Below are 23,499 nucleotides of genomic sequence, written 5' to 3' on the forward strand. Positions count from 1 at the left end.
CCCTGGCAGGCTCCCGACGTGTAATTCGGAGATGGTGACGCCGCGCTCAGCCTTGAGTCCGTTTCCACTGGAAACGCAGCGATCCTGTACTCCCTGCAGATGCGCAGGAACAGCCGGCCGACGCGGAGGCGATAACTGGGGCGCGTATTGAGTCGTGATCAATAGATGGCCCGTTCGACGCCCTTGAGCCAGATCATCGAGGCGCGCAGGGGGCGTCCGGCGAGGTAGCTGTCCGGGGCCCTGCTCGCCAGCCCCTCAGCAAGCCACGCTCCGCATACGTGGCCTGCCCTTACGTGGTTTTCGGGGTGCTCGCGTGGAAGACTGGGAAGCCGAAGCACCGATTGCGGGATGTGAGGCGTCCATGGCCGGCGCTGCGGGGGACGAGCGGCACATGTGGTTCACGGTGCTGGGACCGGCCGGAATCTGGCGCGGGGAACAGCAGCTCGATACCGGTACGCCGCGGCAACGGCTGCTGCTCACCGTCCTGTTGATGCAGGGCGGGCGTGGTATCTCGGCGGTGGAGCTGGCCCGTGCCCTGTGGGGGAGAACCCGCCGCCGGACGCGATGGCCGTCCTGCGCGAGGATGTGGGCCGGCTGCGCACGGCCTTGGGTCCGGACGCCGGCATGCTGATGAATGAGGCCGATGGCTACGCGTTACACGTCGGTGAAGGCGAGTTCGACCTGGCACGTGCCGAATGGCTCGCGGCCGAGGCCGAGCGGGCACGTCGCTCCGGTGACGCGGCGCGCGCCCGCGAACTGCTGGTCCAAGCCCTAAAGCTGTGGGCCGGTGAGCCGCTGGCCGGGGTGCCGGGCCCGTATGGTGCGATCTGGCGCGCCCGCCTGGAAGAGCGGCGCCTGAGCCTGGTGGAGACTCGTCTTGCTCTCGACTTGGAGGCTGGGCGGCACGCGGAGGTGGTGGCGGAACTGACGGCGCTGACCGCCGGGCATCCCTTGCGCGAGCGACTGCAGGAACTCCTGATGCTCGCGCTCTACCGCGGAAAGCGGCAGACCGAGGCTTTGGCCGCCTACGCCGACATGCGGCGCCTGCTCGCCCAGGAACGGGGCGTCGCCCCTTCCCTGGAACTCTGCGAACTGCGTCGACGCATCCTGCGGGCCGATCCCCGCCTGCCCGCCCCCGAAGGGGCGCGCCCGGGCTACGCCGGTGGGGGAGTGGCACGGTGCCGGCCGGCTCAGCTTCCCTACGACATCCGGGACTTCACCGGGCGGACCGCGCTGGTCGAAGAGCTGATCGCACATCTTGGCCCCGAGGAGGGGGCCGGGCCGGCCGTGTGCGCGGTCGCAGGGATCGGTGGCGTCGGCAAGACCGCCCTGGCGGTGCATGTCGCGCACGCGCTCCGGCCCTTCTTCCCGGACGGGCAGCTGTACGTCGACCTTCGGGGCTGCGGACCGTGCCCGGCCGATCCGGAGAGCGTACTGGGCGCCCTCCTGCGGGCCCTGGGGGTATCGGGCTGCGCCATCCCCGAGGGGGTCGGTGAGCGCGCCGCGCTCTACCGTTCCGTACTCGACGGCCGCCGCGTCCTGGTCCTGCTGGACAACGCCCGTGACGCCGCCCAGGTCCGCTCCCTGCTGCCGGGCACGGACGGCTGTGCCGTCCTGGTCACCAGCCGCAACCGGCTGGCCCACCTGCCGGGGGCACACGTGGTGGCCCTGGACGCCATGCCGCCCCAAGAGGCCCTTGCCCTGTTCACCCGCATCACCGGGGAAGGAGGCGAGGACGCCCGGGAGGTCGTGGCGGCGTGCGGCTGCCTGCCGCTGGCCATCCGGATCGCCGCCGCCCGCCTGGTGGCACGCCGCGCCTGGACCGCCGCCGACCTGGCGCGCAAACTGGCCGACGAACGCCGCCGTCTCCAGGAGCTCCAGGCCGGAGACCTCGGCATCGAGGCCACCTTCGAGCTGGGATACGGGCAGCTCGCTGCCCGGCAGGCCCGTGCTTTCCGGCTGGTGGCGCTGCCGTGCGGGCCGGACATCTCCCTGGGCGCCGCCGCGGCCCTGCTCGGCCTGGGCACCGAAGAGGCCAGGAAGACGCTGGAGTGCCTGGTGGATGCCTCGCTGCTGGAATCCCCCGCGCCGGACCGCTACCGCTACCACGACCTTCTGCGCCTCTACGCCCGTGCCCGTGCCGACCGCGACGAACCCCCGCAGCAGTGCGAGGCGGCGCGGTCACGGCTGCTGGACCACTACCTGGCCACGGCCGCCCGCGTGTACACGATGAACCGGCCCGGCGAACCCCTGCTGGACCACCTTGCACCCACCCGGCACCCGGGCCTGGCCTTCGAGGACCGGGAAAGCGCCCTGGAGTGGCTGTACACGGAGGCCGGAAACCTGCTGGCATGCGCCCGCGCCTCGGCCGGCGGGCCCCTGCTGCGCCGCGCCGCGGACCTCCTGCTGGCGACCAAGGACCTGGCCGATTCGGGTACGGGCGCCCGGCAGTACGAGCAGACGATCCTTCACCTGCTGACGGCCGCGCTGGAAGCACAGGACGCCCACGCCGAGGGACGGCTGCGCCTGCTCATGACCCACATCCACATCATGGCCGGCCGCCTCGCGGAAGCGGACCGGCAGGCGCAGGCCGCCATGGCGCTCCGGCGCCACTGCGCGGACCCCGTCCTGTCCTCCCAGGCCCTCAACGAAAGCGGCATCATCGCGAGTCAGCAGGGCCGCCACGAAGACGCGGAATCCCTCCTGACGCAGGCGCTCGCCGCCTTTCGCAGCTACGGAGCCCAGAGCAGCGTCGCCAGCGCGCTGGGCAACCTCGCTCGCCTCTACCAGGACACCGGCCGCATCGCCGAAGGACTCGGCCTGGCCGAGCAGTGCCTGGCCCTGTACCGGGAAATCGGCGCGACCACGCGGCTGGCCGGCGGCCACTACGAACTCGGCGTGACCCTGACCCAGGCCGGGCGCCCGGAGGACGCCTTGCGGCAACTCGACCAAGCCGTAGCCATCTACCAGGACAGCAGGCAGTGCCTGTGGGAGGCGATGACGTACTGGCGGATGGCGCAATCCCACCTCGCCGCGGGCCGGCCGGCGCAGGCCGCGGGACGGGCCGAACAGGCTCTCGCCATCTTGCAATGCCCCAACGGCCAATGGGCCCGCGCCAACGCGCTCACCGTCCTCGGACACGCCCTCCAGCGGACCGGACACACGCACCGCGCCCGCGTCTGCTGGCACACAGCCCTGGAGACATACGAGACCCTGGGCTCCCCGGAGGCACCCGCCGTACGCAGGCTGCTGCCCACGGACAGAACAGCACCGGTGAACGACGCGGACGTGTGAAGGGCCTCATCGCTGCGCATGGCCCCACGGCCCTGCTAGCAACACCCATTGATCACGAAGCAAAACGCGCGCCCTCGTGCCCCCGCAGCAGGGGTTGCCCATGCACTGCGGAACGGGCATCCGTCCGGACGGGGCCGACGGATGTGCTGCTATCGGGGCTATGACTGACCAGCGGCGCGTTGTGATCGTCGGATACGACGGTGCGCAGATTCTCGACATCGCCTGCCCGAGCGGCGCTTTGGACATCGCCAACCGCTACGGCGCGGCACCGCCCTACTCCATCGAGCTGGGAACGCTCGGCCGCCGGGCTGTCCACACCTCGTCCGGGATCGCCCTGGGGGCGCAGCGGGAACTGGGAGCGGTGACCGGCCGTCTGGACACGCTGATCGTCGTGGGCGGCGTCGGCTGTGAGGACGCAGCAACCGACGAGCTGCTGCTGGAGCAGGTGCGCAGGCTGGCCGGACGCAGCCGGCGGGTAGCAGCGGTGTGCACCGGGGCCTATGTGCTGGCGGCCGCCGGCCTGCTCAAGCACCGCAGGGTGACGACCCATTGGGGGTGGGGCAGCCGGCTGGCCGAGCGCCACCCGGCGGTGGCGGTGGACGTAGCGCCCTTGTGGATACGCGACGGCAACATCTACACGTCGGCCGGGGTCACCAGCGCCCTGGACCTGACGCTGTCGCTCATCGAGGACGATCACGGGCCGACGCTGGCCCGCGCCGTGGCCCGGGAACTGGTCACCCATCTGCACCGGCCGGCCGACCAGGCCCAGATCTCCGTGTTCCTAGCCGGCCCTCCGCCGCAGGACCGGCTGGTGCGGGACCTGAGCGGCTACATCACCGGTCATCTGACCGAGGACCTGAGCCCGGCGTCCCTGGCGGCCCGGGCGGGCATCAGCTCCCGGCACCTGACCCGCCTGTTCACCGCCCACCTCGGCACCACCCCGGCACGCGCCGTACGCGCCGCGCGCACCGAAGCCGCGGCCCACCTGGTCAGGTCCAGCGCCCTGCCCATGACGGCGATCGCCCGCCGCTGCGGATTCACGTCATCGGAAACGCTGCGCCAGGCGTTATTGAGCCGCTACGGGGTCACCGGGGACAGGATGCGCAAGATGCCGGACATGCCGCCCGCGCGCCCGGCGCCGAAACGGCACACTCCCGGACCATGACACCTTCGACGTCACGCAGAAACATGCTGCGCGGCAGCGTGGCCACTGCCGCGCTCGCCATGGGGCCAGCCCTTGCCGGCACGGCACACGCCGCACCGCCACCGGGCACGCCGCACGTCGGCATCCTCTTGTACGACGGCTACAGCCTGCTGGACCCCACCGGGCCGGCCGAGATCCTGGCACGGCTGCCGGACGCATCCGTGACGATGATCGCCGAGAAGCGCGGGGCGGTCCGCACCGACACCCGAGACGTGGCCGTGGTCGCCGACCGCTCCATCGCCGAGGTCGACCGGCTCGACGTCCTGCTCGTGCCGGGCGCGGGCAACCGCGGCACCCTCGGCGCAATGAACAACCAGGCACTGCTGGACTGGATCCGTCAGATGCACCGGCACAGCGTCTGGACCACCTCCGTGTGCACCGGCAGCCTCATCCTGGCCGCGGCCGGGCTCCTGCAGGGCAAACAGGCCACGACCTACTGGGCTTCCGCCGAGTACCTGCAGTCGGCCTTCGGCGTGACATACCTGCCACAGCGGTATGTACGCAGCGGGAAGATCATCACCGCGGCCGGTGTGTCGGCAGGCGTGGACATGGCCCTCTACCTCGCCTACCTGATCGCCGGAGAGGACACGGCGCGAGCGATCCAGCTCGCCGTCGAATACGACCCGCACCCGCCCTTCGACTCCGGCAACGCCGCAGACGCCGACGCCCAGCTCAAGCAACGCGCGCTGGAACTGCTCGCCGCGTCACAGGTCTGACCGGCAGATGTGCGAAGCCAACGCTGGGACGCCCCGGGCTGCCGGCCTCTTCGGTGCGACACCGGTGAGGCCGTGGCGCGATTCTGCTGGGCGCAGTTGCCGCGTTCCGCACCGAGCCAAGACGATCACCTTTCCGCAGCACGCTCCCCGCGGGCCTGGCTTCCGCGCACTAGCAGAACTGGAGACAAGGGTGTCGCTTCGCATCGCCTTCCGCGCCGCAGCAGTAGTCCTGACGACGGTGGCTCTGGGCGGCCACACACTCGCATCGGGCGCCCAGGCGGCCACACCGTCCCTCAGTGCCCCCGTACCGGCCCAGACGCGCGCGGCCACCGTCGCGGCAGACAACCCCTTCGAGGGGATCGGCCTGAGCGGGTTGCATGCCGAGCAGCGCACGATGTGGCCCGCAGGCAACCCCGTCCAGTACTGGGCGCTGGTCCTCAACACCGACCTGGCCGAGCAGGAGTACTCAGGCGGAACGTTCTTCCTCTACGCCCCGGCCACCGGAGAGTTCGGGTGGTTCCTCGACACCGACATCCCGCAGCACACCGTTGACGCCCCGGCGCAGGTCGTCATCGCCGACCCCGGCTTCCTGAAGACCCACCCCCGCGTCGAAATCCGGTACGGCACCCCGGACAGGCCTGAGCAGGCCCGCACCGTAGCCACCGCCACTACCAGGAGATGACCCGGCAGCCGCAGGCCCGGACCACTCCGGCGCGTACCACGTCGCAGGGCCCTCGCGGACACAGAAGATCGGTACGGCCGCTACCGCGCAGGAAGCCGTGACGATGGTCGTTGCGCGGCTGCCGCCCAACTGCGGCCCCGCATCCGTCGCATTCGTCGGCCCACCCGAAGACCTCGCCGAGCACGAACGCCGACATCGACAAAAATCCTGGGCAGCCGCGTCCGGGAGCGGAGCCGCTGCCGATGTTGCACACGCTCTCGCAGCGAGCTTTGCCCCGCATGCCACCGACGACCGCCTCGGCCCCTTTCCACTGGAAACGCAAAAAGGCCTGTACTCCCTGCGGGTACACAGGAGAGTACAGGCCTTGATCCTGCCGATCGTTCGCGTCATCCCACCCAGGGTGGGATGCAGGCGCGCCATAGCCGGCGCCGATACCGGCGGTACAGGGACGGCGGTAGGGAGGCCGCCGTTGCCGGCTGCCTCCCTACCGAGAGCCCGGAGACTTTCGACGGAGTACCTCGCACCGTCGCCGTCCCCGCTGGTCTCGATCTCGTACAGGGCCGCCGGCGGTCACGCGCTCACCCCCGCGACGGCGGCATCCAGGAGCGCCACGGCGTCGGCCTCGTACGGGTCGGCGAACAGCTTGTAGGCGCTCACGTCGAGCGGCCCGAACCGTGTGGAGATGCGGAACCCGGGCGCGAGGCTGGTCTCGCATCCGTCCAGCGCGGCGGCGATCCGGTCGTGGTCCTGCTGCGCGTGCCTGATCTGGGTGTACGGGCCGAGGCGCAGCAGGGTGTAGCCGTCGCGGCGCTCGTCGCGCCGGCGGGCCTCGATGTAGAGGGCGTAGTGCGCGGGGGCCATGCCGACGTCGGCGGGCAGAGGCAGGCCCGCAGCGGCGTGAGTGAGCATCGCGTAGCCCGGCTGCCAGGCGCCGATGATGGCGGTCGTCTCGCAGCGCAGCCAGCCGCGCTCGGTGTAGCCGAGCTGGCGGCGGTGGAGGTATGCGCCGGCGTACGGGGTGTCGGGGTGGACCAGGGCCACGGCGATCTTGTCGGGGCCGTGGTCGTCGCCGGGCCGGGGGTCGCGCGCTCGATGAACGGGCCGACCCGCACAGCGATGTCCTGGCCGGCGCCGGGCGTCCAACGCTGTGGGCTGCGCAGGGCGGTGAGCATCGCGCGGACCTGGTCGACGACGGCCTGGTCTTCGGGGGTGAGGGCGCCGGGTGTGTGGCCGCAGCGGCGGAAGAGTCGCTTCATCGAGTGTCCTGTTCGCGAGCAGGGTGGGTCCAGGGCAGGGTGAGGCCGTCGTCGGCGGTGCGGGGGAGCAGATGCTGGTGGTGGTGGAAGACGGTCTGCGAGGCGATGGCTCCGGCGTTGCAGATCGTGTTGCAGCCACGGCTTCCGTCGTCATCCGGCGTGATGCCTAGTTCGTGGGCGAGTTCGGCGGTGCGCTGCATGGTGGTGCCGGCCACGACCGGGTCGGTGGTGAAGTCGCTGACATGACCGCGGGGGATGACGAGAATGTGGCCGGGGTGCAGCCGCCCTTGTGCGGCACGATCGCGACGGTGTCGGACCAGGCACGGACGATCGTGGCGTCGGCACCGTCGTGGATGATCGCGCAGAACGGGCATCCAGGCCGCGGGTACTTGCGTGGCACCGTTGGCTTGTCGATGTGATGGTGGGTCACTACGGCCCGGACGCCGTGGATGTGCAGGCGCCGCCCGATGGCGTCGGCAATGGCAGGGGCACGGTGGCGGCCGTACCAGCAGTTGACCAAGAGTTGAACCGGCCGGTCGTCGGCGGTGAGCAGCGCGGTCAGTTGGTGTGCGGCGTCGTCGACGATGCGGTCGGCGCCGGGCGTGGCCAGGACGTGCATGTTCATTTCGGGGTCCAGGCCGGTCTGGCGGGCGACAGCATCAGCGATGTTGGGGTCGTCGGGCGGGTTGAGCAGTTGGTTGGTGAGGTTGATGGACAGGACGGCGGTGCGGTGGCGCGGCGGGGGTGGGTCTTGCCAGCGGGTGCCGAAGGAGTCGATGAACACGTCGGGCGTCACGGGTGCCTCCGAATCGGGACTGCAGTGGAAGGGAACAACGCCGGAGCGGGCAGGGCTTGGCCGACGGCGGCGCGGTGCGGCCGGCCCGGAGGAGGTGTTCGGGTGGGGACGTTGCTGCTCAGCGGCAGCGGCTGCTCGAGCCGTGGTGCTGCTGGTTGGAGTGCGGGTTCGGTTTGCCGACGCTGCCGTGGCCGTGGCCGCCGGGGCCGGGGCGCTGCACCGCCGACAGCGCGGCGGCCGGCGTGAGCGCCCTGTCGTCGCAGTGCCGGTCGGGGCGGTCGGTACACGCAGCCGCCGCGGGGACAAGGAGTGCCAGGGTGACCAGCACGGGCATGGCGCGGGCCGGGAAAGTCATGGTCGGAGACCCTTTCTGAGCAGGGGTGCCGTGCCCGTCAGCGGCGGGCACGGCACCCGGGAGCGGGCGGATCAGTGCGGAGCGGTGGCGTCTGTGACCACCAGGAACTCGTCGCTGTTCGGGCTCATGACGACCCAGGCGGGCTGGCCCTGGGCACGCCGCTCGGCGGCGTACTCGTCGGCCGGCCACGAGCCGCGCGGGTGAGCGGCGGGGAATCCTTTGAGCACGGTGCGCTGCGCAGAGGGGGTGGTGGTCATCGCTGGCCACCGCCGTTTTCGTAGGCGTCGATCAGGTCGGTGATGGCGTCGGGGCTGGCGGCCTCGCCGATCCAGGTGCCGGTCACGGTGAACACCGGCACGGTGTCCCGGTCCGCGTCGAAGACGGCCGCGTAGCCGCCCCATCGCTCCAGCACCAGGTCGTACAGGACCGGGGCGGGGGCGGCTTCCAGGACCTCCAGGGCCTCGACGGTCAGCCGGGCCGGGGCGGCCGGTCCGTCGGCCTGGACGGCGATGCCGGTGACGCGGAGCAGGTCGCCGGGCTGGATCTCGCTCAGCAGGACGTCGGTGATGCTCGGGTCGCTGGTGGTGCAGGCGTACACCGTGTCCGGGGTGTCGGGCGCGATCCGGTCCGCGTCGGCGGGGGAGTGGATCAGGTCGAACGTCGCGGTGCCCCAGCTGGTGCCGGGGGCCGGGATCGCGTCGACGTAGCCGTCGACCGCCAGGTGCGTGGCATCCATCAGCCGGCCTCCTCCTGCGTCTTCGCGTACTGCTGGGCGGCGTCGTACGCCGTCAGCACGGCCTGGGAGGGCAGCCGGTCGGCGACCTGGTAGTCGGCCGCCCGGGCCCAGGCGGCCGTCGTACAGGGCGTGCGCCGGGCGCCGTCCAGCAGCAGGTCGTAGTTGCGCTTGCGTTGGGCGGGGGTGAGCGGCGGTGCCTTCGGGTGGCGGTGCCACAACGGGGAGGCAGGCGGCTCGGGGTAGGCCAGGGTGTGGTCGGTTCCGTGCTGGGGTGTGCTGCTCATGGGAACCTCCGGGGGGAGGAGATCAGGCGTGGTCGCAGCGGCGGCTTCTGCGGGTCACGGCCGCAGGTGGGGCAGCTGCTGGAGGACCTGGTCCACGAGGTCCTGCGTCGGCTTCCAGGCCGGGAGCGCGCCCGTGGCGGGCACGGGCAGCGGCAGCTCGTGGACGTCGTCGAGGACCAGGTGGTGAACGTCCCTCTGGGCCCAGGGGCTGGTGCACCGCTCGGGGCCCTGGTCCGGGTGGCAGTTGGTGAGCCGGGCGACGCCGATGACCGCGCCGCGGTGGAGCTCGCGGCCGCGGATCGCGGTGGTCACCAGCGGGTCACGCAGCAGGGCGGGATCCGGCTTCGCCTTCCCGGCGTGGAGGAGGACCCAGCCTCGCCACGGCCAGTTCGCGGGCCTGTTTTCCGGGGTCTTCCCGGCGAGGATGCAGGTGGCCCAGGGCTGGCGGATCGTGATGCCGCGAATCCAGTCGCCGCCTTCGAGTTCGGCGGTCATGCGGCACGCTCCAGCAGCGCGATGCCGGGGCGGCCGGCGCGGCGTCCGTTGACGGTGGGCGTCTGCAGGTCCTCGATCTCCGCCCAGCCGTACCGGCCGGAGTGCTTGGTCCGGTACATCGAGACGTCCGCGCCGCGCAGCAGGGCGGGCAGGGCGTGGATGCCGAGGTAGCCGGGGGCGGCGGTGCCGACCGACGCGGCGACGGCGAGGGGCCCGGTCTCGGTGGGCACGGGCTGGTGCAGCACGCCCATCAGCTCCGTCAGGCGCTGCTCCATCGCCTCGTTGCCGGCCCGGGTGTCCACACGGGTCGCGACCGCGAACTCATCGCCGCCCAGGCGGCCGACGACTCCGTGCGGTCCGGCCCAATGGGTAAGGCGCGCGCCGGTCGCGGCGAGGACCTGGTCGCCGGCGGCGTGGCCTCGGCTGTCGTTCAGGCCCTTGAAGTTGTCGAGGTCGACCAGGCAGACCAGGGAGTCCTTGTGGTGGCGGGCGAGCAGGTGCTGGGCGCGGCGCTCGAACGCGGCGCGGCGCTGGGCTTTGGTTAGGGGGTCGACGGCGAGGCGCCGGTGAAGGGTGAGCGCGTGAACGGTCCAGCCGGTGAGCGGGACCGCGAGGGTGGTGATGATGAGGGCGCGCTGCCCGATCGGGGACGCAATGCGGGTGGCGGGGTCCATACTTGAGGTCTCCCTCTCGTCTCGTACGGGTTGGGTGGGCCCGGGGCAGGCGGTTGGTTTGGACGCCTTGTCGCCTGTCCCGGGGCGGAGCTACAGCGTGAAGTCGCTGTGGGGGGTGCAGTTGAGCGGGTTGTGCCAGCGGCCGGTCTTCGCGGCGGGCCAGTCGGGCTCCCAGCCGGGTCGCAGTCCGCGCGCTCCCCAGCTGTCCGGCTGCTTGCCGGGGAGCTCGAGTCCGGCCTGCTGTGCGGCGAGCGCGGCGTCGTAGACCTCGTGCGCGCGCCGCAGGGCCGTGGCGGGGGAGTCCGCCTCGCCGGTGAAGACGTGCAGCCCCCTGCGGGCCGGGTTGGCGGTGTCGTGTATCGGGACGTCTACCTCGTAGACCTCGCGGTGCGGCATGACGACCCTCTCCTTCCGTGCCTGGTGCGTGAGGGGCCACCGCGCCGTCCCGGCCTCGCTGGCTGGGGCGGCGTGGAAGCCCGTCGCGGTCGCGGCGGAGGTGGTGCGGCCGTTCCGGCCCGGAAGGCGGGGCCGGAACGGCGGCGAGGTCATGCTGATCCCCTCTTCTGGAGTGGGTGGTCCGCGGGCCGGTCAGCGGCGTGTGCGCTTGATGCCGCGCAGCTCGTCCACGCGGGTGGCGGTGTGCGCGAGGGCCTGGGCGAGGCCGACGAGCCGCTGGGCATCGTCGGCGACGGGCTGGGCCCAGATGAGGCTGGCGGCGAAGTGGGAGGCGTGCGCGGCCAGTTCCCTGGCGTGCTGGGCGAGGTGCTCCCGCGCCGTCTCCACCGGATGGGTGCGCACCATCCGCTCGGGAAGGGGCTGCTCGGTCAGCCGCTCCAGGATCACGGCCAGGGCGTCGGCGACGGCCTCCAAATCACCCTCAGCAAGCCAGCCGTCGATGGTGTCGTGGCCGGTCAGGTCGGGGGTGTACTTCCCGAAGCGCTGCCGGGCGAAGTCATCCTCGCCGTCGGCCGGCCCCACGATGAACGCCAGTCGGTTGTTCCCCCGGTCCGGGTAGGCGGTGAGTTGCCGGTCGGCGGCTTCGTGGGTGAACACGGTGGGCCAGTCGGTGCTGGCGGACGTCGTCCAGTCGGCGCCGAGGATGCCGACGAGGACGGTGGCGAGGCGTTGGGCCGGGGCCATGGTGACGGTGCGGGTCAACGGAACCTCCTGCGAAGCGGACTGATTGGCCACCGCACCGCCCCGGCCGGGGCCGGGGCGGAACGGGCAGCCCGTCAGGCGTGCAGGCTGGCGCAGCTGTCGTCCAGAACGTCGTCTCGACTGCTGTTGTTCGGGTTGTCGGAGCCGGCCCGGACGACGGGGAGGCCTGCGGCACGGGCGGCAAGGAGCTGGCGGATCTGGGCCATGCCGATGACGGTCACCGGCTGCTCGCTGTCGCCGGTCAGCAGCGTGAAGCGGGGCTCGGTGGTGCCGTAGCTGTGCGTCTCGCTGCGGTAGTGGAGCCAGATACCGGGGGCGAGGTAGTAAGTCGCTTCACCGTCCTCGTAGCCGCGCCACCGGTCTTCGTCCCGCAGGAAGTTCTCGCTCTGGTCGATGTGCCAGGCGGCCGACGCGGCACGGGTGGCCGCGTCGGCCTCGGTGGCGGCGGCGACCTGCGCGAGCCCTTCTTCCAAGGTGGCCGGGGCGCCGGATGCGGTGTGGCCGCCGACCTGCGGGCGGGTGGTGTTGCGGGCCTTGTTCAGCAATTGACGCAGCGGCGCCAGGACCAGGTCGGCCATGCCGCCGACGGCGACGGCGGCCACGACCGCGACGCCGCCAGCGAAGGCCAGGCGCCAGTCCCCGGGCGAGTAGGTGTAGCCCGCCCAGGCGCCGATGGCGCCGCCCAGGAGGGTGAGGACCATGCTGGTTCCCTCGGTGACGGTGTCCGCGAGGTTGATCACGGCGCAGCGTGCGGATCGGTTCATGACGGTGGTGCTCCTCTTCTTCTGCCGGTTGGTGCTGGATGGGGGAAGAGCAGTACTCCGGGGCGGAAGGGCGTGAAGGCCGCCCCGGGCATTTGTCAGCGCCAGATCTGTGCTGGCGCGTCAGGACAGGTGGGCTGTCTGAGCCGTTCGGTCAGCGCGTGGCGCCCTGGTTGTCGTCGGCTCCGGCGAACCCGGTTTCACACAGGAAGGCGTCGTCGTGCCGCACGCCTTCGGGCCACAGCCCCGAGCAGGGGCGGTTGTCGAGGATGACGTGGCCGCTGTCGCGCGATGAGCTCCGGCGCCAGGCGGCGGTTGCGGGCGCCGGCCAGGACACCCTCCAGGTACAGCACGTCGGCCAGGGCCCGGCCGCGGGCGTCCAGGACGCCCGGCCGCACGGCCAGAGCATCGTGGTTCTTCGCGGTGGCCAGGGCCGCGTGGCCGGCGGCCTGGGCATAGGCGGTCTCGGTCTGCTCGGCGAGCAAGGCGTCGACCGCGGTGGTTTCGCCGTAGGCGCGCCGCCAGCCGAAGCGATCGGCAGCGGCCTCCATGAGGGAACGCGAGGGACACGGTGACCTCCAGACAGGTCCCGGTCGTCCGGTCCGACTGACCGGGCGGACACCGCACGGCCCCGCCCCGCCGGGTAGCCGGCGGAGCGGGGCCGTGCCGAAAGCGTCCGGTCAGGCGAAAGCGGCCAGTGCTGCGGCGATCAGCAGCAGGCCCAGGGCGGCGAGGATCGTGTCGATCGCGCGGGCCAGGAGCCGGTACTTGCGCACCGCGATCTGCGACAGTGCCTTGGTCCGAGGGAGACGGGTGTCGCGGCTCATCACGGCGAGCAGCGCGTCCTCGTCCAGCCGGGCCCACAGCGGAAAGCCTTCTTGCACGGTGCGGCGGCGGCCCCCGAGGTCGGGCCGTACGACCAGGAGGAGCAAGACGGCCGCGGCGATCAGGAGGAGGGCGGCGATGCCACCGACGATCTGGGCGGGCAGCGGCCACTTCTTGTCCGCGAGTCCGGCCAGGCCGGCGAGCACGACACCGTCGAAAGCGAGCAGCAGCGAGGCCTTGCTGTCGGTCCGGGCAATCTCCACGGGCACCGAGGCACAGGCACTGTCCAGGTTGGTGCCGGTGCGCTGCGTGCCGGTGGGGGGTTCGCTGGTCATGGTCACAGACGACTCTCCAAGGTCGTAGATATGTGCCGAGCGGCGGCCCGGCTCCGGTCCTCCCCGGGCGTCCGGTTCGGACGGACGTCGCCCTGCCCGGATGAGCGAACAGGGCGACAGGAGGTGCGGATCAGCGGGGCGCCGGGCCGGGGCGCTTGAGGTGGCGGTGGAACACCTGCACGGGAATGCCGGCAGCGCGCAGCCGGTCGGCGATCTCCTCGGCGACGGCGGGCGCCCGGTACTGGCCGTGCGGGCTGATGACATGGACAGCGATGTGTCCGCCGGGTCCGATGCGCTGGCGGATTCGCTCTATGGCCTGGCCGATGACGCTCCGGCCTGCGGGGCTGCGGGTGATGAAGGCGCGGACGGCCAGGTCGCGGCCGCCGTGCTGCCGGCCCGCCCGGGATACGGCGTCCGGCAGGGACAGGGCCGAGGCGTCGACCGTGACCGGCCGGATGTCCGGCGGGGCATCGTGGTGGGCGGCGCCGTACGACGTGATGACCACGGTGCTGGGGAGATGGCGCATGCTGGCCTCTTCCTGGCCTCAATGGGCGAAGGACAGCGGCAGGACGGCCCCGCCGCGGCACGCCGCGGGGCCGGGGAATGTGCGTGTCACGACGATGCGGTCGCGGTCTCGGGGCGTCGGAGCAGGCGGCTTTCGGCATCCACGGGGTGCGCGTGGCGGCTGCCGGAGTACTGGCAGGCGATCTCCGTATCGGCAGCGCAGTTCTCAACGACCGTGGCGGCCTGCAGGGTGACGGCGGCTCCCCGCTCGTTGAACTCCTTGGCGATCCACAGGCCGTCGAAGGCGGTGCCGGTGTGCAGCTCAACGGCGTCACCGATGTTGAGGTCGCGCAGGTTCTCGCCGTTGTCGAGCTCGATGGCCCAGGTGTCGATGGTGATCTCGCGAACCTCGCGTCCAGTCATGGTGGTTGGCCCCTTCGCCATCAGGTCTGCCTCGGTCGGACCGGTGATCGAGGACAGGGATACGGGCTGGCCGGTCCGCCACCGCCGCTCCCGGCGCGCGGTCGGCGCACCGGAAGCGGCAGAAGCGGGCGGGTCAGCTGCGGCGGCGCCGCGGGCCGCCGACGTGGGTCTGGCGACGGGGAGTGCGCACGTCACCGGTCATGCTGTGAGCGCGCACGTCCAGGTCGTCGTCGACGGCGCTGTCGGTCGCGGTGACGGTGATGTCGCCGGACATCGTCGTGGCGGTGAGGTCGCCGCCGGCGCTGGCGTGGACGCGGATGTCGCCGGACATGCTGGTCAGCTGGGCGGTGCCGCCGAAGTCGCGGAGGTGGATGTCGCCGGACATGGTGCTGGCCTCGGTGACGTCGGTGCGGCCGAGCCGGATGTCGCCGGACTGGGTCTTGGCGATGATGTTCGGCGATGTCTGCACGTCGATGTCACCGGACTGCGTGTTCGCGGTGACCCGCTCGCTGTGGCCGGGAAGCCGGACGTCGCCGGACTGGGTGGCGGCGGACACGGCCGTGAAGGTGCCGTCAGCGATGAGGTCGGCGGACTGGGTGCGGGCGGTGACCGAGCAGCCCTCGGGCACCACAGCGATGATCTCGATGGGGGACGCTCCCTGGACCACGTGGACGGTGCCGGCGCCGTGGAACTGGTACCGGCCGCCGCCAAGGTTCAGGTCGCCGCCGGACACCATGACGATCGATCCGACGTTGTTCTGCACGTGCTGGACGACGCCGAAGTTGTGTCCGGCGGTGAAAGTGCCGCCGCCGCTGTTGACGACCGTGGTGCCGCCGCTGGTGCCTCCGGTGCCCTGGACGTGGGCGACGAGCGCGCCGCGGGCATCCCAGCGCAGGTCGGCGTCACGGACCGCATCGGCGGAGGCGCCAGCCTCGTCGGCCGTACGGAGGATGATTTCGGCTTCCGTGTGGCTGGCGTCGGTGCGGACGGTGACGGTGCCGCCCGCGCCCAGGAGCTGAATGTCGATCAGCACGGGGCCGGGCTGCTGAGCGGTCAGGGTACGTACGGGCACGGCAGATCTCCTCTGCAGGTCAGATGACGCGGTGAGGTGGGAAAGAAGCCCGGCTGTCAGGCGGCCAGCCGGTGCACGGCCGGGGCCGGGCGGCAGTAGCTGTCCGGGGCGGCCGGGGTGCCGTCGTGGCACTCCAGGCAGCTGCCAAGAGTCTTCAGGGGCAGGACGTGGTGGTAACGGCGGCCGCAGGCGGGGCAGGTCTGGCGGGCAGCCATCGCCCGGTCCAGCGCCTCTTCCTGCGCCAGCGATGGCTTGCGCTTCGGCCGGGCGAGGTCCACGCGGTACAGCCAGGCCCGGGTCGGATGGATGCACGCCTGCTCGGGCCGGTAGGCGCACACCTTGCAGCGCAGCACCGCCACCGGGCCGTGGCCGCCGGGGCTCAGCCCCTTCTCCCGCAGCTGCCGCCGGGTGACCAGATTCTCGGGGCAGGCGCGCCGGTCGAACTCCGGCAGCCTCGCTTCGCTGCGCGGCACGCGCCTCACCTCGCGGCGGTGCCGCTTGCGGGGGCTGGGCATCACCGGCGCCAGGCGCCGGGCAGCCGGCGAGGAGGCTGCGGGTAGCGGGGGCCGGGGCGGTGCGGGCGGGGCCGGCCGGTCCGGCGGCGGGGGCGGGGGATGAGCACGAGTCGGTCTCCTCCAGCAGGTGGGCGGACAACACCGCGCCCCGTCGACGTCGTACGGCGCGTCAGTGGGGGTGCGGAAGACGGTGCCGGGCCGGGCAGGGCGTCAGGTCTCGGGTACGGCCGCGGGTACGGGCATTCGGGCACCAACTGGCCGGAACTGGCGGACCCCTGTAACTGACGGCATGCCGGCGGCGGCCCGAGAGGGACAGCTTCAACGTGCTGAGCGTGGCGGCCCTGGTGTGTCTGGCCGTTCTCCGCCCGGTCCGCGCGGGGCGCGGGCCGGACAGGCAGCGGTCAGTTCCACGACGGCGGCTGCGGCGGGTTGTACGGCTTGTGCGGGGCTGGGGCGGCCTTGGGCAGGTGGATCTCGGCGCGGACCTGCGGGGCCGGGGGTGCCTGGTTGTGCACGTCGACGTGGACGAAGGCGGCCGGCAACAGAGACAGGCCGCGCAGGGCGAACAGGCTCAGGGCCGCCCAGGCCAGGAGCGTGATGCCGGCGGCGACCTGGCGGCCGGGTCCGGGGGTGCCGGCCCAGACCATGGCGACGGTGGCCGCGCCCCAGGCGGTCCAGGTCAGGCGGGCGCCGGTGAAGCGGAGGAAGCCCAGCAGGAGGGAGACGGCTCCGACGGCCTGCCAGGTGCTGTAGGCGGTGGCTGCGGTGACCGGCAGCGCCTGGGTGTGAGTGGCGAGGTAATGGCGCACGGGCTGGTCGATGGTGGCGAGCAGGCCGGTGGGGTCGGTGGGCAGGGGCCAGGGCAGGGCGCGCGCGAGGCCGAGCACGGTGTTGCCGATCCAGTGCGCGGTGAAGACGGCGGCCAGCCCCCGCTGATGGCGGTGACGGTCTTGATCCATGTGGCGGTGAGCCGCCAGCCGTAGGTGGTGGCCAGGTCGAGGTCGGCCAGGCGGCGGCCGAACCATCCGCGGACGCCGCTGAACCGCGTGTACCGGCTGGGGGCGGGCGCGGTCGGCGTGTCGCCGGACCGGTCGGGGCGGGGCTGCGGGATCGGGGAGACGCTCATGGTGGGGTCGCCTTCCGGTCAGCGGGACGGGGTGGGCTGGGTGGTGGGGTGGGCTGGCGCGAGGTGGGCGGGCGGGGCGCCGGCAGCCGGGGCGCCGGTGCTGTGGCTGCCGAGGACGAAGCCGCCGACGAGCGCGGCGGCGGACAGGACCTGGTGGCGGTGGGCCTGCCACCAGGAGGGTCGGGGGCGGCGAACGGCTGGAGGGTGAAGACGGGCGCGGTCTCGTTCCTGGGCATGGCGGGTCACTCCTGAAGCGGTTGGGGCCGAGAAGGGTGTGCGGGTGTGCGTGGCCGGGCGGCCTGGCCGGTCCTCGGCCGCCGGTGGGCGGGTGCCGAGGGCCAGGCAGGTCGGCGGGCCGGTTACTGCTTGTTGTGGTTGGTGTGGCCCCACTGGATGTTCACGTCGCCGCCGCGGCCGAGCAGCCGGGTGCCGCCGGTGTCGATCTGCGGGGCGAAAACGAGGGTCTGTCCGGCGTCCGTACCGCCGACGCCGCCGCTGTCCGGTGCGCCGTGGTCCCGGGCGAGCAGGCGGCGGGCCACGATGCCCACGCCGAGGAGGATGACGGCGAGGGTCAGGACGACCTTCCAGATCGCATCGAGCAGGTCCACGAGGTCTCCCAGGGCGGGGGCGGCGATGCGCAGGGCGAGGGCGCCGCCGAGGGCGAGGGCGGTGAGGCTGCCGGCGACCACGCCGACGGCTTTGGCCAAGGCGGGCACCGGCTCGCGCCGGGGGACGTCGACGGGGGCCGGGTCCAGGTGGTGTTCGACGGGGCGGCCCCAGGCGAGGCGGCCGTCGGGCAGCTGGACCTGGACGGCGCCGGGCACGGGCACCGGGTAGAGCGTCACCGTCGGCGTGGTGACCGGATGCGGTGGTGCGGGCTGCCAGACGGCGGCGGGCAGGGCGGGGGTGTGAAGGCCGACGTCCTGGCCGACCGGGTAGTGCTCGGTGTTCATCGGGCGCTCCAAGGAGTCGGCTCGGGCATGGCGGAGGCCGGCCCCGGCGGGCGGGGCCGGTCTCGGACGCCGGACTGGCGGTGGTTAGGCCTGGCCGCGCTCGATGGCGGCGGTGAGCTGGGCGGGGGTGGGGTACTGCCGGCGGGGCCGCCGCGGCTGCCCGGCGTCGTGGACGCCCTGGTGGCGTGCGCTGCGGCCCAGGTCGGTGACCAGGCCGTGCACGTCGTGCGCCAGGTCGGCGGGCAGGGCCGGGACTTCGTCCAGCCAGAGGGTGACCTGCGGGAGCGGCGCGGCGCCGGTGCGGGCGGCGCGCTGGCGGATCAGGTCGCTGACGGCGGCCAGCACGGTCAGCGGGCCGGCAGCCGCAGCGGGTGCGGCAGGTGTGGTGTGGGGCATGCCGGTGTTCTCCTTTGCAGGTCAGGCGGCGGTTTTGTATTCGCCGGCGTGGGCCTCGTGGACCCAGGCGCCCTGGCCCAGGCTGACGACGGGGATGTCCGGGTCGTCCTTCATACGTCCCAGAGCGGTGCGCACCCGGGGGTTGGGAATGCCCAGCGACCGGGAGATGACGGCCGGGGCGACGGGCTTGCCGTGCTTGTGGAGGAAGGCCACGATGCTGCGGGCCGTGTCCGACAGGCCGGAGCCGGCCGGCTCCACGGCATCCGGCACCGGCTGCTGTGAAGAGGCGGGAGCGGCGGTCTTCTTCCGGGCCTTGGCGGCGGATGCGTCGTCGGTGAACCGCTCGGGATCGTAGGTGTACTCCTCGCCCGCGTTGCGCAGCCGCAGCATCAGGGCGTGTTCGGCGAGGATGTGACGCACGATCGGCAGCGCGTCGACGGTGGCCTGCTCGATGCCGGTGGTGAAACCCTCGTGGGCCAGGCCGTACGGGTCCTCGACATTGGGGGCGCGCCACATCGCGGTGCGGTTGTCGGGTCCGGCGAGGTAGCCCAGGCCCGCGGTGGTGGAGCCGTCGTTGAATTCGCGGGGGATGGCGCCGGGGTCGACGCCGTCCAAGGCGCTGCCGGCGGCCCGCTTGCCGGTCGCCGAACTGCCGGAGCGCAGGACGGCATTGTTGCCGCCCTGCAGGATGTCGCGGATCAGCGTCTCGCCGCCCAGCTCGGAGGCGTTGGGGGACTGGTTGGCCAGGCGGATCTTGATGCCGACCTTCCGGGCCTCCTTGGCGAAATCCCCGATGATCTTCACGGCCTCTTCGCCGTATTCGGGATCGGTCAGCAGGTCGTGCGCCTCGTCCAGGGTCAGCGAGAGCAGCGGGTCGGGATCGCCGGGAACGAAGAACGCCCGGCCGACACGGGTACGTCCCTTGTCGTCGGTCCACTTCATCCGGTTGTAGCGGGCGGCCCGCTCCTTCATGATCGCGTGTAGGGCACGCAGCACGACGATGCCGAGCGCGTTGCCGGGCGCGAAGACGGCGACGCCGTCGGGCCAGTCAGGCAGGGACAGGCCCTGCTGCGGGTCGATGACGATCGAGCACACCAGCGGGCTGCGGCGCTCGATGCCCAGCAGCGCGTCCAGCAGGCGGGACTTGCCGGAGCCGGAGGTACCGGTGACGAAGGAGTGGACGGCGCCGGAGCCCGGCAGGAAGAACCGGTAGTGCGCGAGCACGCCGTCGTAGTACACGCCGATCGGCGCGAGCCCGGTCTCCGGGTCCAGCACGTGCTGGTCGCCGAAGAGCGTGCCGGCCTTGAGCGGGTTCTCGGCGAAGACGGTGATCTTGCCCTTGCGGGGGGCGGTCTTCTCCAGGGCCAGCAGGTCCGGGTCGTCGATGCCGAGCGCGGACAGCACATCGTCCAGCGCCTGGATCTTGAAGGACTTGCCGCGCGGCACGTGGATCTCCGCGGCCCAGCCGCCGTCCGGACGGGCCAGGGGGAGACGAGCTTGCTCTTGGGGTACGGGCCGTCGGGGACCGCGGCGTACTCGATCCAGTCGAGCATCTGCCGGGACAGCTGCGGCCCCTGCGGGGCGGGGCGGCGGCCCCAGCGGCGCCAGGCCCAGGCGCCGTAGCCCAGCGACCAGGCCACCGAGAAGCCCCACCAGGGGTTGTCGCCCCACTCGGGTCCGCCGAGGGCGGCCATGGTGGTCAGCAGGCCGGAGCCGGTGACCGGCATCGACAGCGCGGTGTAGCGGTCGAAGTCGGAAGGGAGGGTGCGGGCGGGCTTCCACTGGCCTTTCCACTTGACCAGGCCGGGCACCCAGCCCCAGGCGCCGGCGGCCGTGGCCCCGGCCGCTCCCAGGCTCAGGGCGGTCTTCCAGCCGTCGCCGGTGGCGGACAGCACCTCGCCCGCGGGGCCCAGGCCGGCGGTCATTGCTGCGAGGGTCAGGCGGCCGCGGTTGTCCAGAGCCCACTGCTGGATGGTGCGGCGGGCGGGCGTGCCGGTGGCGGCCCGCGCCGTGGCGAGGCTGGTCTGGGCGGCGACGAACGCGGCGTAGTCGGTGTACTGGGGGAGGGGTGCTTGGGGGCACGCACGGCGGGGATCCCTTCATGCTCTGGAAGTGGAGCTCGGGCCGGAGCTCCGGTGCTCCCCACCGCCCCTGATCGCGTGCCTGCCGCAGGCCGGTCCGGCTGCCGCAGGCGCATGTTCAGGGGCGCCTGGGCAGCAACGGGCCGGGCCCCGCGGTGGCGGGGCCCGGCTGCGGCCAGGGCTATTCGGCGTTGTAGAAAGTGTTCCGCGCCATGCGCACGGGGGCGTCGTTGACGGCCTCCTCGATGCGGCCGTGGTGGCGGCGCGCGGTCCGTGAGGCGACCTCGGCCTGGTTGACGGACTGGTCCGTCAGGCCGCGGTAGACGTGCGCCGAGCCGGCCTGCCCGCTGATGGTGTCGGCCAGCATCGCGGTATGGGCGATGGTGTTGGCATCCAGCTCCAGGCCGGCCAGTTCCTCGCCGGCCTGGCGCCAGCGGTCGGCCATCTCCGAGGACCAGGCGGCCAGGTTGGCCACGTCCTCCTGGCGGGCTTCGACCTCCATCCGGATGGCGGCCAGCCCGGCCAGCAGCGCCTGGTGGTTGACCACTTCGGGGATCTGGGTGATGGCCATCGTGGAGTGCTCCTTCGTTTGATCGGATGCCTGGTGCTCAGCTGCAGGGGCCAGATCCGCCGGCGGGATGTCCTGGATCACCGGGCCGGTGTCGTCGTCCTCGTCGGCGTCCCAGTCCGGGTCGACCAGGCCGAAGTGGGGGTCGGTGGGGTCGCCCAGGGTGACCAGGTCTTCGTCACCGCAGCGCCAGTTCACGGTGTCGCCGTCGAACCACGGCTCCGGATCGCCCGGGTAGCGGGGGTCGAAAACCACGCTGCGGTCGTCGTGGGTGTAGTGGACGACGGCCTGCCGCCGGATGCCGTCGTCGTCGGTCCAGGTGTGGATCCACGGCTCGCGGCGCAGCCGGTCCTCGCTCACCGCTCGTAGTAGCCGCGCTGGGCGGCCACCTCGATGGGCGAGGACTGCACGGCCTCGGCGATGCCGCCGTGGGCCTTGTGCGCGGCGGCGGCGACCGCCGTGGCGATGCCGGCGGAGTCGACGGCGGCGCCCGCGTACGTGGCGGCGGTCTTGGACTGTGTGGCGATCAGGTCGCGCAGTTCGGCGATCTCGACGCGGGTGGCGTCGTCGACCTCCAGGTCGGCCATCTGCACCTCGAACTGGTCCAGGCGGCTGGACAGCGTCCGGTCGTCGGCGGCGATCGCCTCGGCCTCCTCGGCCCGCATCTGGCACATCGCGCTGGTCACCGCGTAGGCGTTGAGCAGGCCGTCCAGGGTGCGGATCTCGGGGATCAGGGTGGAGGGGAAGGCACGGCGTCTCCGTTCTGTTCGTTGTGTTCAGGTGCTGGCGTCTGGTCGGGCACCACCGCCAGGCGGGGCCGCTGGGCTTCTTTCTGCGCCTCGGCGGCCCGCTGTTCGGCGGCCGCGGCGCGTTCCTTGGCCTCGCGTGCTTCCTTCTGCGCGGCGAGCACCTTGTCGGTCGCCGCCCGGTCCCGGGCCTGCTCGGCGTCCTTGCGGGCCGCTTCGGCCTTCTGCTCCGCCGCCTCGGCCCGCTCGCGCTGCCGGTCGGCCTCCGTACGCTCCGGCGCCGTCGTGATCACGTGCACCGGACGGCCGGGCTGCTGACCGTCCTTGGCCGGGGGTCGGCGAGCGGATCCACCCACTCGCCCGGCTCGGGCCGTTCGCCGAAGTCGTCCCAGTCGTCCCAGTCGCTCCACGCCGTGGTGCCGTCCTTCGTCTTCTCCTTGTCCTTCTCCGACGGCCGGCGGGCTGCCACGGGGTCCTTTTCTCCCCGCCGGGGCGGGGCGGGTGCGGCGGGGGCGGCGGGTAGCCGGGCTTGGGCGGTGCGGCGGCGACGGCCTCCGCGGCCTTCTTCGCCGTCTGTTTCTCCTGGCGTTCGATGCGGCGGCGTTCGGCCCGCTCGGCCATCCGCTGCCGGTGCCGGGCGCGGGCCTCGGGCCAGGCGGCGGTGTAGCCCTCCTGGAATGCACGCCACATCGTGGCGCCGGTCTCCACCCCGGCCGCCGGGATCGCCGCGGCCCGCCCGCCCAGGCGGGAGGAGCGGGGCGCGGCCGCGCTGAACGTGCCGCCCGGCTCCGCCGGCCCCGGCGCCGCGGCGCCCTTCGCCGGGCTGCTCGCGGCGACCTTCTCGACCGTCTGCCGGGCGGCGGCGCTGTCCTGACGCCGGTCGGGGGCGCCGGCCAGCTTCTCGATACCGCGCGCCCCGGCGTAGGCGACCGCGAGCAGCAGCAGGATCTCCATGATCAGCCGCCTTTCACGCCATGCCGAAGGCGCCGCCGACCAGGCGGCCCGCGGTCTCCGCCAGCCAGCCCAGGCCGGTGACCACGCCCTGGCCGATGGGGCCGGGGATGGTGGAGGCGAGCACCGGCAGCAGCGCCGCCAGCACCCGGGTGCGGTGCTCCACCCGGCGCGTGACCATGTCGTTGGCGAACATCACCAGCACGAACAGCGCCGGCAGACCGGTCACCAGCAGCCCGGTCCACTGGCCCACCAGCCCGGTCAGCCACGTGTTGATGTTGTTGACCAGTTCGTTCCACCACCGCCCTGCGGGGGTGGCGACCATCGCGGCGGCGGCGGTCAGGATGCACACGGACTGGATCCGGTCGGTGTGCAGCCGCTCGGTGATCCGGCTGACGCCGGGCAGCCGCTCGGCGTAGTACAGAAGGGCGGCGGATCCGGCGCAGGCTCCGCCGGCGGCCGCACTCACAGCAGCGTCGATCATGGTTTTCGGTCCTCCCAAGGACTCAGATGGGGTTTGACGGGCCGTCACGCAGCGTCGTATCCTCGCGCGCGCACGGGCGCGCTGGTGCGCGCAGGTGCGCGTGGCCGTA

General features: G+C 72.6%; 32 protein-coding genes and 2 pseudogenes. 7 read left to right on the plus strand and 27 right to left on the minus strand.

The window, feature by feature from the left end; all coding sequences use genetic code 11:
* Positions 1-361 precede the first annotated feature (361 nt).
* The 5 genes and pseudogenes from ACEXOX_RS47345 to ACEXOX_RS47365 form a co-directional block, all read left to right on the plus strand.
* Positions 362-3,294 (plus strand): annotated as a pseudogene (locus ACEXOX_RS47345) (BTAD domain-containing putative transcriptional regulator).
* Between the two features lie 160 nt (positions 3,295-3,454).
* Positions 3,455-4,459: a GlxA family transcriptional regulator gene (locus ACEXOX_RS47350; RefSeq protein WP_406527152.1), complete on the plus strand. Its 1,005-nt coding sequence runs from the start codon at positions 3,455-3,457 to the stop codon at positions 4,457-4,459.
* Entirely contained in the window at positions 4,456-5,214 is a 759-nt protein-coding gene (locus ACEXOX_RS47355; protein ID WP_406527153.1) for a DJ-1/PfpI family protein, read from the plus strand. Before ACEXOX_RS47350 ends, ACEXOX_RS47355 begins: the two co-directional genes overlap by 4 nt.
* A gap of 190 nt (positions 5,215-5,404) precedes the next feature.
* Positions 5,405-5,896 (plus strand): hypothetical protein, encoded by a 492-nt coding sequence (locus ACEXOX_RS47360; protein ID WP_406527154.1) that lies wholly within the window; start codon positions 5,405-5,407, stop codon positions 5,894-5,896.
* A 16-nt stretch (positions 5,897-5,912) separates the two neighbouring features.
* Positions 5,913-6,545: pseudogene (locus ACEXOX_RS47365) on the plus strand (DUF6193 family natural product biosynthesis protein); the annotation flags it as partial.
* Here ACEXOX_RS47365 and ACEXOX_RS47370 read toward each other — a convergent pair.
* The 19 genes from ACEXOX_RS47370 to ACEXOX_RS47460 form a co-directional block, all read right to left on the minus strand.
* Positions 6,467-6,937, minus strand: coding sequence for a hypothetical protein (locus ACEXOX_RS47370; RefSeq protein ID WP_406527155.1), 471 nt, complete (start codon positions 6,935-6,937; stop codon positions 6,467-6,469). The pseudogene ACEXOX_RS47365 and the gene ACEXOX_RS47370 overlap by 79 nt on opposite strands.
* A 211-nt stretch (positions 6,938-7,148) precedes the next feature.
* Positions 7,149-7,367, minus strand: a complete 219-nt coding sequence (locus ACEXOX_RS47375; RefSeq protein ID WP_406527156.1) for an HIT family protein — start codon at positions 7,365-7,367, stop codon at positions 7,149-7,151.
* Entirely contained in the window at positions 7,319-7,948 is a 630-nt protein-coding gene (locus tag ACEXOX_RS47380) for an HIT domain-containing protein (protein WP_406527157.1), read from the minus strand. Before ACEXOX_RS47380 ends, ACEXOX_RS47375 begins: the two co-directional genes overlap by 49 nt.
* 118 nt (positions 7,949-8,066) lie before the next feature.
* Positions 8,067-8,303, minus strand: a complete 237-nt coding sequence (locus ACEXOX_RS47385) for a hypothetical protein (RefSeq protein WP_406527158.1) — start codon at positions 8,301-8,303, stop codon at positions 8,067-8,069.
* Between the two features lie 71 nt (positions 8,304-8,374).
* Positions 8,375-8,560, minus strand: coding sequence for a hypothetical protein (locus tag ACEXOX_RS47390; RefSeq protein ID WP_406527159.1), 186 nt, complete (start codon positions 8,558-8,560; stop codon positions 8,375-8,377).
* A complete protein-coding gene (locus tag ACEXOX_RS47395) occupies positions 8,557-9,039 on the minus strand; it encodes a hypothetical protein (protein ID WP_406527160.1) in 483 nt (160 codons plus the stop codon). The genes ACEXOX_RS47390 and ACEXOX_RS47395 overlap by 4 nt, the downstream gene beginning before the upstream one ends.
* Entirely contained in the window at positions 9,039-9,323 is a 285-nt protein-coding gene (locus ACEXOX_RS47400) for a hypothetical protein (RefSeq protein WP_406527161.1), read from the minus strand. Before ACEXOX_RS47400 ends, ACEXOX_RS47395 begins: the two co-directional genes overlap by 1 nt.
* Positions 9,324-9,377: 54 nt before the next feature.
* A complete protein-coding gene (locus ACEXOX_RS47405; RefSeq protein ID WP_406527162.1) occupies positions 9,378-9,818 on the minus strand; it encodes a hypothetical protein in 441 nt (146 codons plus the stop codon).
* Positions 9,815-10,492, minus strand: a complete 678-nt coding sequence (locus tag ACEXOX_RS47410) for a GGDEF domain-containing protein (protein WP_406527163.1) — start codon at positions 10,490-10,492, stop codon at positions 9,815-9,817. The genes ACEXOX_RS47405 and ACEXOX_RS47410 overlap by 4 nt, the downstream gene beginning before the upstream one ends.
* Before the next feature lie 90 nt (positions 10,493-10,582).
* Entirely contained in the window at positions 10,583-10,888 is a 306-nt protein-coding gene (locus ACEXOX_RS47415; protein WP_406527164.1) for a hypothetical protein, read from the minus strand.
* 192 nt (positions 10,889-11,080) lie between these two features.
* A complete protein-coding gene (locus ACEXOX_RS47420; protein ID WP_406527165.1) occupies positions 11,081-11,650 on the minus strand; it encodes a hypothetical protein in 570 nt (189 codons plus the stop codon).
* Positions 11,651-11,724: 74 nt separating this feature from the next.
* Positions 11,725-12,414: a hypothetical protein gene (locus ACEXOX_RS47425; RefSeq protein ID WP_406527166.1), complete on the minus strand. Its 690-nt coding sequence runs from the start codon at positions 12,412-12,414 to the stop codon at positions 11,725-11,727.
* Positions 12,415-12,611: 197 nt separating this feature from the next.
* Entirely contained in the window at positions 12,612-12,962 is a 351-nt protein-coding gene (locus tag ACEXOX_RS47430; RefSeq protein WP_406527167.1) for a hypothetical protein, read from the minus strand.
* A 129-nt stretch (positions 12,963-13,091) separates the two neighbouring features.
* Entirely contained in the window at positions 13,092-13,571 is a 480-nt protein-coding gene (locus ACEXOX_RS47435; RefSeq protein ID WP_406527168.1) for a Pycsar system effector family protein, read from the minus strand.
* A gap of 130 nt (positions 13,572-13,701) precedes the next feature.
* On the minus strand, positions 13,702-14,097 hold the full coding sequence (locus tag ACEXOX_RS47440; protein ID WP_406527169.1) for a hypothetical protein: 396 nt from the start codon (positions 14,095-14,097) through the stop codon (positions 13,702-13,704).
* Positions 14,098-14,183: 86 nt separating this feature from the next.
* The gene (locus ACEXOX_RS47445; protein ID WP_406527170.1) at positions 14,184-14,498 is read right to left on the minus strand and encodes a hypothetical protein; all 315 of its coding nucleotides are present in this window, start codon (positions 14,496-14,498) and stop codon (positions 14,184-14,186) included.
* 133 nt (positions 14,499-14,631) lie between these two features.
* A complete protein-coding gene (locus ACEXOX_RS47450; RefSeq protein WP_406527171.1) occupies positions 14,632-15,570 on the minus strand; it encodes a DUF4097 family beta strand repeat-containing protein in 939 nt (312 codons plus the stop codon).
* A 56-nt stretch (positions 15,571-15,626) separates the two neighbouring features.
* Positions 15,627-16,085: an RRQRL motif-containing zinc-binding protein gene (locus ACEXOX_RS47455; protein ID WP_406527172.1), complete on the minus strand. Its 459-nt coding sequence runs from the start codon at positions 16,083-16,085 to the stop codon at positions 15,627-15,629.
* A gap of 401 nt (positions 16,086-16,486) precedes the next feature.
* Positions 16,487-17,044, minus strand: coding sequence for a hypothetical protein (locus ACEXOX_RS47460; RefSeq protein WP_406527173.1), 558 nt, complete (start codon positions 17,042-17,044; stop codon positions 16,487-16,489).
* A gap of 269 nt (positions 17,045-17,313) precedes the next feature.
* On the opposite strand from ACEXOX_RS47460, the gene ACEXOX_RS47465 reads away from it, so the two are divergent.
* Positions 17,314-17,463: a hypothetical protein gene (locus ACEXOX_RS47465; protein ID WP_406526961.1), complete on the plus strand. Its 150-nt coding sequence runs from the start codon at positions 17,314-17,316 to the stop codon at positions 17,461-17,463.
* 107 nt (positions 17,464-17,570) lie between these two features.
* On the opposite strand, the gene ACEXOX_RS47470 is transcribed toward ACEXOX_RS47465, so the two are convergent.
* The 7 genes from ACEXOX_RS47470 to ACEXOX_RS47500 all read right to left on the minus strand — a co-directional run bounded on the left by ACEXOX_RS47470 (position 17,571) and on the right by ACEXOX_RS47500 (position 22,424).
* The gene (locus tag ACEXOX_RS47470) at positions 17,571-18,164 is read right to left on the minus strand and encodes a hypothetical protein (protein ID WP_406526960.1); all 594 of its coding nucleotides are present in this window, start codon (positions 18,162-18,164) and stop codon (positions 17,571-17,573) included.
* A gap of 84 nt (positions 18,165-18,248) precedes the next feature.
* A complete protein-coding gene (locus ACEXOX_RS47475) occupies positions 18,249-18,560 on the minus strand; it encodes a hypothetical protein (RefSeq protein ID WP_406526959.1) in 312 nt (103 codons plus the stop codon).
* A gap of 21 nt (positions 18,561-18,581) precedes the next feature.
* Entirely contained in the window at positions 18,582-20,006 is a 1,425-nt protein-coding gene (locus ACEXOX_RS47480; protein WP_406526958.1) for a hypothetical protein, read from the minus strand.
* Positions 20,007-20,822: 816 nt separating this feature from the next.
* Complete coding sequence (locus tag ACEXOX_RS47485) at positions 20,823-21,569, minus strand: hypothetical protein (protein WP_406526957.1); 747 nt, start codon at positions 21,567-21,569, stop codon at positions 20,823-20,825.
* The gene (locus ACEXOX_RS47490) at positions 21,566-21,895 is read right to left on the minus strand and encodes a hypothetical protein (RefSeq protein WP_406527174.1); all 330 of its coding nucleotides are present in this window, start codon (positions 21,893-21,895) and stop codon (positions 21,566-21,568) included. The genes ACEXOX_RS47485 and ACEXOX_RS47490 overlap by 4 nt, the downstream gene beginning before the upstream one ends.
* Positions 21,896-21,939: 44 nt before the next feature.
* Positions 21,940-22,248 carry a hypothetical protein gene (locus tag ACEXOX_RS47495; protein WP_406527175.1) on the minus strand — a complete coding sequence of 103 codons (309 nt, stop codon included), beginning with the start codon at positions 22,246-22,248 and terminating at the stop codon, positions 21,940-21,942.
* A complete protein-coding gene (locus tag ACEXOX_RS47500) occupies positions 22,245-22,424 on the minus strand; it encodes a hypothetical protein (protein WP_406527176.1) in 180 nt (59 codons plus the stop codon). The genes ACEXOX_RS47495 and ACEXOX_RS47500 overlap by 4 nt, the downstream gene beginning before the upstream one ends.
* A 222-nt stretch (positions 22,425-22,646) precedes the next feature.
* Here ACEXOX_RS47500 and ACEXOX_RS47505 point away from each other — a divergent pair, with 222 nt between their 5' ends.
* Entirely contained in the window at positions 22,647-22,829 is a 183-nt protein-coding gene (locus ACEXOX_RS47505; RefSeq protein ID WP_406527177.1) for a hypothetical protein, read from the plus strand.
* Positions 22,830-22,922: 93 nt separating this feature from the next.
* Here ACEXOX_RS47505 and ACEXOX_RS47510 read toward each other — a convergent pair whose 3' ends face one another.
* Entirely contained in the window at positions 22,923-23,390 is a 468-nt protein-coding gene (locus ACEXOX_RS47510; protein WP_406526955.1) for a hypothetical protein, read from the minus strand.
* Between the last annotated feature and the right edge of the window lie 109 nt (positions 23,391-23,499).

The sequence above is a fragment of the Streptomyces sp. Ac-502 genome, from assembly GCF_045222935.1.
Taxonomy (GTDB): Bacteria; Actinomycetota; Actinomycetes; order Streptomycetales; family Streptomycetaceae; genus Streptomyces; species Streptomyces monomycini.

Bases quoted from the DNA above. Each gene is read 5' to 3' on its own strand.
- ACEXOX_RS47350 (WP_406527152.1), top strand. From the start codon at position 3,455: ATGACTGACCAGCGGCGCGTTGTGATCGTCGGATACGACGGTGCGCAG.
- ACEXOX_RS47355 (WP_406527153.1), top strand. From the start codon at position 4,456: ATGACACCTTCGACGTCACGCAGAAACATGCTGCGCGGCAGCGTGGCC.
- ACEXOX_RS47385 (WP_406527158.1), bottom strand. From the start codon at position 8,303: ATGACTTTCCCGGCCCGCGCCATGCCCGTGCTGGTCACCCTGGCACTC.
- ACEXOX_RS47390 (WP_406527159.1), bottom strand. From the start codon at position 8,560: ATGACCACCACCCCCTCTGCGCAGCGCACCGTGCTCAAAGGATTCCCC.
- ACEXOX_RS47395 (WP_406527160.1), bottom strand. From the start codon at position 9,039: ATGGATGCCACGCACCTGGCGGTCGACGGCTACGTCGACGCGATCCCG.
- ACEXOX_RS47400 (WP_406527161.1), bottom strand. From the start codon at position 9,323: ATGAGCAGCACACCCCAGCACGGAACCGACCACACCCTGGCCTACCCC.
- ACEXOX_RS47405 (WP_406527162.1), bottom strand. From the start codon at position 9,818: ATGACCGCCGAACTCGAAGGCGGCGACTGGATTCGCGGCATCACGATC.
- ACEXOX_RS47410 (WP_406527163.1), bottom strand. From the start codon at position 10,492: ATGGACCCCGCCACCCGCATTGCGTCCCCGATCGGGCAGCGCGCCCTC.
- ACEXOX_RS47415 (WP_406527164.1), bottom strand. From the start codon at position 10,888: ATGCCGCACCGCGAGGTCTACGAGGTAGACGTCCCGATACACGACACC.
- ACEXOX_RS47425 (WP_406527166.1), bottom strand. From the start codon at position 12,414: ATGAACCGATCCGCACGCTGCGCCGTGATCAACCTCGCGGACACCGTC.
- ACEXOX_RS47430 (WP_406527167.1), bottom strand. From the start codon at position 12,962: ATGGAGGCCGCTGCCGATCGCTTCGGCTGGCGGCGCGCCTACGGCGAA.
- ACEXOX_RS47435 (WP_406527168.1), bottom strand. From the start codon at position 13,571: ATGACCAGCGAACCCCCCACCGGCACGCAGCGCACCGGCACCAACCTG.
- ACEXOX_RS47440 (WP_406527169.1), bottom strand. From the start codon at position 14,097: ATGCGCCATCTCCCCAGCACCGTGGTCATCACGTCGTACGGCGCCGCC.
- ACEXOX_RS47445 (WP_406527170.1), bottom strand. From the start codon at position 14,498: ATGACTGGACGCGAGGTTCGCGAGATCACCATCGACACCTGGGCCATC.
- ACEXOX_RS47455 (WP_406527172.1), bottom strand. From the start codon at position 16,085: ATGCCCAGCCCCCGCAAGCGGCACCGCCGCGAGGTGAGGCGCGTGCCG.
- ACEXOX_RS47460 (WP_406527173.1), bottom strand. From the start codon at position 17,044: ATGGATCAAGACCGTCACCGCCATCAGCGGGGGCTGGCCGCCGTCTTC.
- ACEXOX_RS47470 (WP_406526960.1), bottom strand. From the start codon at position 18,164: ATGAACACCGAGCACTACCCGGTCGGCCAGGACGTCGGCCTTCACACC.
- ACEXOX_RS47475 (WP_406526959.1), bottom strand. From the start codon at position 18,560: ATGCCCCACACCACACCTGCCGCACCCGCTGCGGCTGCCGGCCCGCTG.
- ACEXOX_RS47510 (WP_406526955.1), bottom strand. From the start codon at position 23,390: ATGATCGACGCTGCTGTGAGTGCGGCCGCCGGCGGAGCCTGCGCCGGA.